An 11,662-nucleotide genomic window follows, 5' to 3' on the forward strand; every position below is an offset into this window, starting at 1 on the left:
ACTAACACATTTGATATTCGGGTAATGACATTAATTGAACGCACAATTCCATATGCGAGGATTTATTTAAGGTCTCTAAATAATTTTCTGTGCCTTTATTCAGTTTAGAAGCCATTAAAAATGTCTTTAATTCCTGCGATGAATATCCCGAAAATTGTTCCTCGAAATTGTTCCAATCAACGCTAACATTAGCAAATCTACTTGGTCTTTTTCTATAATTATAGATGTCAAATGAATCTTCAAACTCACCTTTTTCTTTAATAGATATATGCGCGTTTGCCAGTAAGATTGATGGTAGTTTTAAACGCAACATCAAGGTATTACTATCAATCCAGTTTTTACCACCTTTCCAGCCAGCAACATTTGGAGGGTTTAAAAGTATTTGTCCTAAAAGCTTTTGAATTTTTAACTGATCTTTTTCGTCATTAAACTTAATTGGCACTGTTTTGCCTATTCCTATTAAAAGTTCAATCGGAGATTTTATTTTTACACCAATATTTTCTTCAGAATAAAACCAATCAGACATAAAGAGATGTCGCATGAGGTTTTCAATATTATAATCTTTAAAAAAAACCGTTGCTAATTCTTCTAGCCTTTCAGTATTTATGGTTTCATTTACAAAATACTTATAGATACTTTGACAGATAAAACGAGCACACTGTTTTTGTTGTAAAATAATATCTATAATGTCGTCACCACTAAATCGTCCAGTATTCCCAAAAAAAGTCTTAATACCATAATCATGCTGACGCTTTCTAAGTACAAATTGTCCCTTAACTGTATGATTATAACCTGTAAATGCACGAGCGCTTTCTTTAATATCTCTTTCGGTGTAATGCCCTTCTCCAAGCATAAATAATTCCATCAATTCTCTTGCAAAATTTTCATTTGGTTTTAACTTTCTATTTTGTTTATTATTCAAATACTTAAGCATGGCAGCTTCCTTTGAAATGGCTTTTACAAAGTCTCCGAAATTACCTAAAGCATGGGCTCTAAGTGTATTGTTAAAGGTCTTTACAAATAGGATGTTATTGTCGCGGCACACAAAATGATTAGCCCAAAACAACGTCATTTTTTCCCTTAAGATTTGATTTGAAGTCTCGAGACGATTTAGCCAAAGCCTATTATAAGTTTTGAGTTTTTTAGTACTTATCTGTCTTATTAATTTTCGTTTAGCAGCATCTTTAGCTAGCGCCGGAGTTAAAAGCTCCTCAAAATCTGAGGTATCAATATCCAACATCGTCGTAATCTCCGATGCCTTGAAAAGCCCGTCAATAATGGTGTCCCGATTATCTTGAGTCTTTAAAGCGTACTGTTTTGGAGTTAATCCAAAACCAGCTCTCCAATATAAATGTTGAATATCCTGCTGTGTCATATGCAATAAGACTAAAAAACTAATGTTCGGTTTAATAGAAGTGTAAAAAAATGACACAAAAAAACCGTTTCATAAGTAAAACGGTTTTTAAATAATCTTTATTTTAGGTTGCTATATTTACTTGCCTCCATCTAATTCATCTTGCCATTTTAAAAGCTCGCTCCATAGACCTTCATAAGCCATTCTTGCTTGTTCTGGCCAAGTTCCAGGCTTATGAATAGCAAAACGTTCCCCGCCACTATCTAAGACACGTTGACATTTATCAACGCTACACTCTGATAAGCTCTTCCAAGTTTTAACATCATGGTTATGAAATAATTCCTGAATTTTAGGGCCTATTCCTTCAACAATCGTTAAATCATTTTCTTTAACTGTTTTCCCAAAGACAGCTTTAGCCGCTCCTGCGTCAAATGCAATAGCAGTAGCTCCTGCTGTGAATGAAGATACAATATTTGACTTGCTTGCTTCGCAAGCCTCTAAATCTGCTTCAAGTTTTGCAATTCTGTCATTGCCATTATCATGATTATTAGTACCTCCAAGAAGTCTCCCTAGTAAGTAGCCTAACAGTGCGCAAATAGCACCTACAAGTAATGGAATTAATATACACCAGTTCATAATTTTATATGTTTTTAAGTTTGTTAATTTAGTTTATGGTAATTACTGTACGTCTATTTTTAGTACGTCCTTCATCAGTGTTATTATCTGCTATAGGCTCCGTTTGCCCTTTAGATGTAGCATCGATATGGTTGCCTAGAATACCATTTCTAATGAGATAGCTTTTGGCAAAATCGGCACGCTGTTGCCCCAAAATGACATTAGTGCCCGCGTCTCCCGTATTATCCGTATGTCCAACAACTTGTACTTTAACACCAAGCTTGTCAACACATCTAGAAATATCTGCAAATTTTTGACGTTGCTCAGCGCTAAGACTAATTTGGGCCTGTCCTGTTTCAAAATAAAGTACTAATGGGCTTTTTCTTATGGCTTCACATGCAGCTTCTAAAGCTTCATCAATTATACCTTCTTCCAACGTAACCATGCCAAATTTTAATGGTCCAAACAGCGTATTTGAATCATCTGGGTTAATACCATCATTAAGTATTCCTTGAGTATTTATTTGTTTAGACAAAACACCTTGAGTCACCAAATAATTCTTAACAGCATTTGCACGCGCTAAACCTAAATTAGGAAAAGCCGAATTATTAGTTTCATCACTTCTATAATATCCAACGATATCAATAGTTTTTAATGGATTAGTTATAAGATAGTCCTTAAGTTTTAGAACACCACCTGCAACATTTGGTGCAATTGGATCCAAAATTGAGAAGCTCGATGTTTTAAAGTTGAAATTATCATTCATTTCAATATTGAAATCGCCATCAGCATCATAAATTGTAAATGCATTTTTAGTAGTAGGCATTATTTTTTGCTGTTCTATTTCGATAGTTTCATCAGTAGTTGTTTCTGTCGTTTCTCCTCCCAAGGAACAGTGACAATCGTTACATAAATAACAATACAATAATGTACCAATGATAATCGTAAATAAAATACCAAGAAGATAAGTAGTCTTTTTACTCATGTGGTTAGTGTTTTAGTTAAGAATTATTGAGATGTCAAAAAAATTAACATCTTTTATCCTATATATGAAACACAAATCTTAAAAAAGTCACATTATCAAGCCATTACCTTGTGTTTTAAGCAAAAAAAAGCCGCATCGAATGATGCGGCCTTTTTAGTATTAAAAATTTTATTTATAAATCAAACTTGATCCCTTGAGCTAAAGGTAACTCGGTCGTATAGTTAATCGTATTTGTTTGACGTCTCATGTAAATTTTCCAAGCATCAGAACCAGATTCTCGTCCTCCTCCAGTTTCTTTCTCACCACCAAAAGCACCGCCAATTTCAGCTCCAGAAGTACCAATATTTACATTTGCAATACCGCAATCAGAACCTTGAACAGATAAGAAACGTTCTGCTTCGCGTAAATTATTAGTCATTATTGCAGATGATAATCCTTGAGCAACTTCATTTTGAATATCGATTGCATTTTCTACATCACCAGAGTATTTTAATAAATATAATACAGGTGCAAATGTTTCATGTTGAACAATCTCATAGTGAGGTTGTGCTTCAGCGATTGCAGGTTTCACATAGCAGCCACTTTCATAACCTTCTCCTTCTAAAACACCGCCTTCAACAACAACGTTTCCACCTTCTTCAACAACCTTTTCTAAAGCATGCTGGTACATTTTTACTGCATCCTTGTCTATTAATGGCCCAACGTGATTATTTTCATCTAAAGGGTTACCAATTCGTAATTGTTTGTAAGCGTCTACAACGGCATCTTTAACCTTATCATAAATACTCTCATGAATAATTAAACGACGTGTTGATGTACAACGTTGACCACAAGTTCCAACAGCACCAAATACGGCTCCAATAACAGTCATTTTAACATCAGCGTCTGGTGTTACGATAATTGCATTATTTCCACCTAATTCTAGTAAAGACTTTCCTAATCGTGCAGCAACTTCTTGAGCTACAATTTTACCCATTCTTGTTGATCCAGTTGCAGAAACCAATGGAACTCGTTTGTCTTTAGTCATCATTTCTCCAACGCGATAATCACCATTAATCAGGCAAGAAATCCCTTCAGGTAAATTATTTTCTGCAAAAACTTCAGCTGCAATGTTTTGACAAGCCACACCGCAAACAGGTGCTTTTTCAGAAGGCTTCCATATACATACATCACCGCAAATCCATGCTAAAGCAGTATTCCAAGACCACACAGCCACAGGAAAATTAAAAGCTGAAATAATTCCAACAACACCTAAAGGATGATATTGTTCATACATTCTATGTCCTGGACGTTCAGAGTGCATTGTTAAACCATGAAGTTGACGTGATAATCCCACGGCAAAATCGCAGATATCAATCATTTCTTGAACTTCTCCAAGACCTTCCTGATATGATTTACCCATTTCGTAAGACACTAATTTACCAAGCGCTTCTTTCTTCTCTCTTAATTTCTCACCAAACTGACGTACAATTTCACCACGCTGTGGAGCAGGCATTGTTCTCCAAGTTTTAAAAGCTGTAGTAGCAGCAGTCATTGCTTTTTCATAATCGTCTTTCGTAGATGATTTCACTTTAGCAATTAACTGTCCGTCAACAGGTGAGTACGATTCAATAATTTCTCCATTAGAAAAATTATTAGAGCCTGTAGATGTTCCTTCATTAACGTCATGAACACCTAATTGTTCTAAGGCCTCTTTTATACCAAAATCGGTAGCAGTAGCTTCCATATATGTTTATATTTTAAGAATTATTAAATTTTGACGCGAAGTTACTAATAAAAAGTCATTTTTACTTGATGTAATTTGGTGAATGATGTAACTTTAATGCTCTTATATATAACACATAACCATGAAACATTCTATTGTATTATTTTTAGCACTCTTCATTTTTTTTGGCTGCGGTGAAAAAACCCAAAAAGTGGCCTCAGAACCTGAAACTGCACCAACAGATTCTTCCTATGATGCTAAAAACGAGAAACCAGAATTTGCCATTATTATACATGGAGGTGCAGGAACCATCTTGAAAAAAAACATGACTCCTGAGCGTGAAGCTGCTTATAAAGCAAAATTAGAAGAGGCAATTAAGGTAGGATACGACATATTAAAAAATGGAGGAACGAGCCTTGACGCAGTTCAAAAGACTATTAATGTCATGGAAGATTCTCCGTTATTCAATGCAGGAAAAGGTGCCGTATATACAAACGCTGAAACTAATGAGTTGGATGCATCCATCATGGATGGAAAGACATTAAATGCCGGAGCATCTGCAGGAACAACAACGGTTAGAAATCCGATTGATTTAGCACGAATTATTATGGACAAATCTCCACATGTAATGATGGCTGGACAGGGTGCCGAAACTTATGCTAAAGAGCAAGGTCTAACCATAGTAGAGCCTAGTTATTTTTATACAGAAAGACGACTAAACGGGGTTAAACGGGCAAAGGAAAAGGAAAACATTGAGTTAGATCATAATGATAAAACCGCTTTCTACGATGCCGAAATTCAAAATTATAAATTCGGAACTGTTGGCTGTGCGGCTTTAGACAAAGATGGAAACTTAGCTGCTGGAACGTCTACAGGTGGTATGACCAATAAACGTTATGGACGCGTTGGAGATGCACCAATTATTGGAGCAGGAACCTATGCAAACAATAACTCGTGTGCTGTGTCTAGCACAGGTTGGGGCGAATATTTTATTCGTGCTATGGTTGCTCATGATATTTCTGCATTAATGCAATACAAAGGGTTGTCCTTAAAAGAGGCGGCTCAAGAAGTTATTCAAAACAAAGTACCTCAACTTGGAGGTGATGGTGGAATTGTTGCGGTTGATAAAGAGGGCAACATGGTTGCCGAATTTAATACAGCAGGTATGTACAGAGCGTCAATGAATGACAAAGGAGAATTAACTGTTGGAATTTACAAAGAATAGGCGTACGCATATTTGGTGCTATTTCTTTATAGAAACGAATTCTATTCAATTCGTAACGAATACTACTTTGTCTGTAACAAATAACTAAAACCACATCATTAAGCCCTATTAATCATGTAATTTTATAGTATTCAACTGTCAAACCGGTAGTTGAAAATTATAGTCTAAACCAATAATAACATGTCCATCGCCATGAAACCAAAACATCTGTTCGCCTTAATTTTATGTCTCGCCATCGTTTTTTCATGTAAGAAAAAAGAGCCTTCTACTCAAGAAACTGATAACCTCTTTAAATTTAGAGATTATATAAGTTATACATCTTCTGGCTTGCAATCTGTAGTTAATCCTATAACCATCAATCTATCTAATGATGTTGCTGATTGGGACATCAACAAAGAAATTACAGATGATCTTATTGGAATATCTCCTCATGTTGAAGGTACTTTAAAAGCTGTAAACAAACACACAATGGTTTTTACGCCAGATGAGCATTTAGAACCCGCAACAGAATATACTGTGGTTGTTAAGTTAGATAAGATTTATAAAGACATGCCTAAAGATTATAAGGACTATACTTTTCAGTTTAAAACCATAACACCAAATTTCAATATAGCTACGAATGCACTACAGTCGTATAGTAAAAAATGGCAATATCTAGAAGCATCTATTAAATCGGCAGATATAATTTCGCTAGAGGATGCAAAAAAATTGGTGAAAGCCACTCAAAACGGAAAGCAACTTAAGCTACATTTTAACGAACTCGAAAAGGATGCTAAATATTTTGATTTTAGAATAGATAGTATAAACCGTTTTGTTGATGATTCTGAAATTCTAATACAATGGAATGGAAAGGTCATAAACGCAGAAAATGAAGGTGAGAATACGATTCAAATTCCTGGTATTAACAATTTCAAAATAGTAAATGTTGAAGCCTACAAATCTCCAGAACAATTCTTATATATTAATTTTTCAGACCCGATAAAAACCCAACAAAATTTTGACGGTTTGGTAACAATTCAGAATGTTAAAGATCCAAAGTTTGTTGTTGTTGGGAATGTCTTAAAAGTCTATCCAGACACGAAACTCATTGGAAACATTCAAGTTGATGTATTCCAAGGCATAAAGAATACAGATGGTTACAAACTTAAAAGTCCGTTTTCAGAAGCCATCTCATTCGAAGAAATAAAACCCCAAGTTCGTTTAGTAAGTAACGGAACCATTTTACCAAACTCTAAGGAGTTAAAGTTCAATTTCGAAGCCGTAAATTTAAGTGCTGTTGATATTAGAATTATCAAAATATTCGAGGATAATGTATTACAATTTCTTCAAGATAATGTTATGAGTAGCAACAACGACAATGAAATAAAACGTGTTGGTCGTCGTATTGCTAAGCAAACAATTCAACTACAATCTGCTGCCGAAAACTCTGGAAAATGGAAAGCCTATAGCATTGATCTTTCTAAATATTTTAAAGCAGACCCTGGTGCTATCTATAGAGTTGAACTTAGCTATTCTAGGAAATACTCACTCTATGATTGTGAAGCTAATCCTGATAGTGCGCTCAATGAAAATGACGAATATGACGATTATTATTACGAAGAAGACTACTATTATGATGAGTATGCCGATTCTAATACGGAAGATGACGAATTAAGAGAGCAAGAATATTGGGATAACCGAACGTATAGATACAGAAATCACACCTATAATTGGAGACAACGCAATAATCCTTGTCATGACGCCTATTATGGTGACGGTAAAATTATCGCACAAAACCTATTGGCTTCTAATCTTGGTGTTATTGTAAAGCAAGGTGCTGGCAACAACTATTACTTTGCTGTAACTAATATTTTAAATACTAATCCGGAGGCAAATGCAACCATAAAATTGTACAATTTTCAGCAACAAGAAATAGGCACAGTTTCAACAAATAGTGAAGGATTAGCATCATATGATGCCAATAAGTTTGCATCATTTGCTATTGTTTCTAAGGGAAATAACACAAGCTATTTAAGACTTACAGATGGTAACTCTTTATCATTAAGCAAATTTGATGTTTCGGGAAATAGATTACAACGTGGGCTCAAAGGTTATATCTACGGTGAGCGTGGTGTATGGCGCCCTGGAGATTCGTTATTCTTAACATTTATGTTAAATGACAAAGCCAACGAATTGCCTAAAGGTCACCCTGTAAAAATGGAGGTTACCGATCCCAATGGAAAACTCATCTACAAACATGTGACATCCGATAATGTCAATAATTTCTATAAGTTTATTGTTCCTACAGTTTCAGAAGGAAAAACAGGAAACTACAATGCTAAAGTGTCTGTGGGAGGCGCACAATTTTATAAAGCATTAAAGGTAGAAACAGTAAAGCCCAACCGACTCAAAATTAAAGTCGATTTCAAACAAGATATACTATCTAGTGAAGTACCTCTAGACGGAACATTAGATGTAAAATGGCTACATGGTGCTCCTGCAAAACATATAAAGGCCGAAATAAAAGCTAAGTTTAGCAGCTCTTATACTAGTTTTAAAAATTTTAAAGGTTATGTGTTTAGCGATCCTACACGCCAGTTTAGTACTGAAGAATTAAATGTTTTTGAAGGAAATTTAAGCGAAGAAGGAAAAGCAACGATCGACACTAACCTTGATATTGGAAAAAATGCGCCAGGTATGCTTAATGCACAATTTTTGGTAAGAGCATTTGAGAATGGTGGGGACTTTTCTCTAGACGCCTTTACAAAAACGTATTCTCCATACGAATCCTACGTTGGTTTAAAATCTCCAAAAGGAAATTATTATGGTTCTTATTTTACAGATACTAATCAAACTTTCGATTTAGCCGTTGTTGATAAAGACGGAAAACCTGTAAAACGCGAAAACCTCGAAATTAAAGTTTATAAAATTGAATGGCGTTGGTGGTGGAACTCATCATATGATAACCTATCTAATTATGTATCGAGTAGTTACCATAGACCTATATTAACAAAAAAGGCTTCAACGGGAGCCAATGGTAAAACATCATTTACTATTAAAATTCCTGAAAACGATAGAGGTCGTTACCTTATTAGAGTATATGATCCTGTAAGTGGTCATGCTACTGGACGTACGGCATATTTCTATAGAAATTGGTCTGGAATGTCTACAGGAAACAATAAAGAAGCAGCTAAAATGTTAGTGTTTGCCTCTGATAAAAATAAATATATCGTTGGTGAAACGGCAAAAATAAAATTCCCATCTGGGAACGAAGGTCGTGCCTTGATTAGTATAGAAAATGGTTCTGACGTGATTGAACACAAATGGGTAAAAACTAAAAAAGGAGAAACAACGGTTAATATACCTATTACTTCGGAAATGGCGCCAAACGTGTTTGTTAATATCTCTTTATTGCAACCGCATGCTATTACAAGTAATGACTTACCTATTAGGTTATATGGTGTTATTCCAATCTTAGTTGAAGATCCAAAAACCATTCTAGAACCAGAATTACGCATGGCAAGTGTTTTAAGACCAGAGCAAGAATTTGAGGTCTATGTTTCTGAAAAGAATAAAAAGGCCATGACCTATACTATTGCAATGGTTGAAGAAGGACTGCTCGATTTAACCCGATTTAAAACGCCTAATGCGTGGAACACTTTCTATTCTCGCGAAGCACTGGGTGTAAAAACATGGGATATTTTTGATGATGTTATTGGTGCATATTCTGGCAGTATCGATCAGGTATTTGCAATTGGTGGTGACGGAAGTGCAGCTAAGGGTAAAAATAAAAAAGCCAATCGCTTTAAACCTGTTGTTACCTATTTAGGACCTTTTAAGCTAGAAGCTGGTGGAAGACAATCTCACAAAATTAAAATGCCAAATTATGTTGGAGCCGTTCGAACTATGGTTGTAGCAGGAAATAATCAAACAGAAGCCTATGGAAGCACAGACAAATCTGTTGAAGTAAAAAAACCATTAATGGTGTTGGCAACCTTACCAAGAAAATTAAGTCCGGGAGAAAAAGTAACCCTTCCTGTGACCGTGTTTGCGATGGAACCTAAAGTAAAAAATGTCAATTTAAGTTTAAAATTAAGTGATGGTATTTCTGTGGTAGGTAATAATTCTCAAAAATTGTCTTTTGCAAAACCAGATGAGCAAATGGCTTATTTCCAATTAGACGTTAGCAAGGCAAAAGGTATCAATACTGTTGAAGTGATTGCAACAGGAAATGGTGAGAAGTCAACATATAAAGTAGAACTAGATGTTGTGAATCCAAATCCTATAACTTCAAAATTTGAAAATGCGCAATTAGAAGCAAATGCATCGCAAAGTCTAGATTTTTCAACCTTTGGAGTTCCTGGAACAAATTCGGCAACTGTTGAGTTTTCAACATTACCTCCAATGGATTTCTCAAAACGATTGGAATATCTCATTCAATATCCACATGGATGTGTTGAGCAAACGACGTCGAGTGTGTTTCCGCAGTTATACTTAAGTGATATTTTCGATCTTAAATACGAAAAGCGCCAGCAAATTCAATCAAATATAGAAAATGGCATAAAACGTTTAGGGAATTTCCAAAGACCCAATGGAGGCATGAGTTATTGGATTGGTGAAAATACGGCCAACGACTGGGGAACAAGTTACGCCGGACATTTTATGATTGAAGCCGAAAAGAAAGGCTTTGTATTACCTCTAACCTTTAAAAGCAACTGGTTACGTTACCAAAAAGAAGCCGCTAGAGACTGGAGACCAAGCTATAGACGTTATAATTCGGATTTGGCTCAGGCCTACCGATTATACACTTTGGCCTTAGCTGGAAGCCCAGACCTTGCCTCTATGAATAGATTACGAGAATTCACCGAAATTTCAAACGAGGCCAAATGGCGATTAGCAGCAGCATACGCTCTAGCTGGTCAAAAGGAAGCAAGTGAACAGTTATCGAAAACAGCTAACATCGATTTCAAACCGCCTAAATATAATTATTATACTTATGGTTCAGTAGATCGAAATAGAGCTATGGCTTTAGAAACCATGATTATTACTAAAAACCCTAAAGCTCGAGAAATTGCAGAATACATCGCTAAAGATTTATCAAGTACGCAATGGATGAGTACACAAACAACAGCTTACAGTTTATTAGCTATGGCAAAAATGGTAGAAGCCAATGGTGGAAAGCATATGAATTTCAGTTATACCTTTAATGGAAAGACAGAAACAATAGACACCAAAAGCACTATTGCGCAGCGCAAACTTGCCGTTAAAGACGGTTCTAACACCTTAACTTTAAAGAATGCTATTAGCAACTTGGTTTATGTACGTGTTTTAAATTCAGGAAAACTTCCTTTAGGACAAGAATTGGCAGAGCAACGTGGTTTAAGTGTTTCTGTTATCTACCAAGATTTAAAAGGAAATCGTCTTAACGTATCCGAATTGCAGCAAGGGCAAGATATTGTGGCAAGAATTAGTGTGAGTAACCTAAAAAATGAGTCGCTACGAGATGTGGCACTTACTCAGATTTTCCCTTCGGGATGGGAGATTGTAAATACACGTTTTACAGATTATGGTGATACAACAACAAGTAATGCCAGATATACAGATATTAGAGATGATCGTGTGAATTTTTATTTCGACTTACCTCCAAAAGGAAAGCGCGGCACTAGAGTGTTTACCGTAATGCTCAATGCAGCTTACCTAGGCACCTACTATTTACCAGGTACGCAAGTGGAGGCTATGTATGATAATGATTTCTTTGTGAGAAATAAAGGACGTTGGATTGAAGTTAAAAAATAGAAC

Annotated in this window: 6 protein-coding genes; 2 read left to right on the forward strand and 4 right to left on the reverse strand. The window is 35.6% G+C overall.

Annotated elements, in window-relative coordinates:
- Window position 1: 1 nt before the first annotated feature.
- The 4 genes from Q0893_RS01180 to Q0893_RS01195 form a co-directional block, all read right to left on the reverse strand.
- Window positions 2–1,375 carry a DUF1800 domain-containing protein gene (locus Q0893_RS01180; protein WP_299271954.1) on the reverse strand — a complete coding sequence of 458 codons (1,374 nt, stop codon included), beginning with the start codon at window positions 1,373–1,375 and terminating at the stop codon, window positions 2–4.
- A gap of 117 nt (window positions 1,376–1,492) precedes the next feature.
- Window positions 1,493–1,990 (reverse strand): hypothetical protein, encoded by a 498-nt coding sequence (locus tag Q0893_RS01185; protein ID WP_299271957.1) that lies wholly within the window; start codon window positions 1,988–1,990, stop codon window positions 1,493–1,495.
- Between the two features lie 28 nt (window positions 1,991–2,018).
- Complete coding sequence (locus tag Q0893_RS01190; RefSeq protein WP_299271959.1) at window positions 2,019–2,954, reverse strand: OmpA family protein; 936 nt, start codon at window positions 2,952–2,954, stop codon at window positions 2,019–2,021.
- 172 nt (window positions 2,955–3,126) lie between these two features.
- The gene (locus Q0893_RS01195) at window positions 3,127–4,680 is read right to left on the reverse strand and encodes an aldehyde dehydrogenase family protein (RefSeq protein ID WP_299271961.1); all 1,554 of its coding nucleotides are present in this window, start codon (window positions 4,678–4,680) and stop codon (window positions 3,127–3,129) included.
- A gap of 121 nt (window positions 4,681–4,801) precedes the next feature.
- On the opposite strand from Q0893_RS01195, the gene Q0893_RS01200 reads away from it, so the two are divergent.
- A complete protein-coding gene (locus tag Q0893_RS01200) occupies window positions 4,802–5,884 on the forward strand; it encodes an isoaspartyl peptidase/L-asparaginase family protein (RefSeq protein ID WP_298901366.1) in 1,083 nt (360 codons plus the stop codon).
- 192 nt (window positions 5,885–6,076) lie between these two features.
- Window positions 6,077–11,659: an MG2 domain-containing protein gene (locus Q0893_RS01205; RefSeq protein ID WP_299271963.1), complete on the forward strand. Its 5,583-nt coding sequence runs from the start codon at window positions 6,077–6,079 to the stop codon at window positions 11,657–11,659.
- The last annotated feature ends 3 nt before the right edge of the window (window positions 11,660–11,662 follow it).

The sequence above is a fragment of the uncultured Psychroserpens sp. genome (assembly GCF_947494225.1).
Classification (GTDB): Bacteria; Bacteroidota; Bacteroidia; order Flavobacteriales; family Flavobacteriaceae; genus Psychroserpens.

What these genes read in the sequence shown, in the direction of transcription:
- Q0893_RS01180 (WP_299271954.1), bottom strand. Translation starts at nt 1,375, where the DNA reads ATGACACAGCAGGATATTCAACATTTATATTGGAGAGCTGGTTTTGGA.
- Q0893_RS01185 (WP_299271957.1), bottom strand. Translation starts at nt 1,990, where the DNA reads ATGAACTGGTGTATATTAATTCCATTACTTGTAGGTGCTATTTGCGCA.
- Q0893_RS01190 (WP_299271959.1), bottom strand. Translation starts at nt 2,954, where the DNA reads ATGAGTAAAAAGACTACTTATCTTCTTGGTATTTTATTTACGATTATC.
- Q0893_RS01195 (WP_299271961.1), bottom strand. Translation starts at nt 4,680, where the DNA reads ATGGAAGCTACTGCTACCGATTTTGGTATAAAAGAGGCCTTAGAACAA.
- Q0893_RS01200 (WP_298901366.1), top strand. Translation starts at nt 4,802, where the DNA reads ATGAAACATTCTATTGTATTATTTTTAGCACTCTTCATTTTTTTTGGC.
- Q0893_RS01205 (WP_299271963.1), top strand. Translation starts at nt 6,077, where the DNA reads ATGAAACCAAAACATCTGTTCGCCTTAATTTTATGTCTCGCCATCGTT.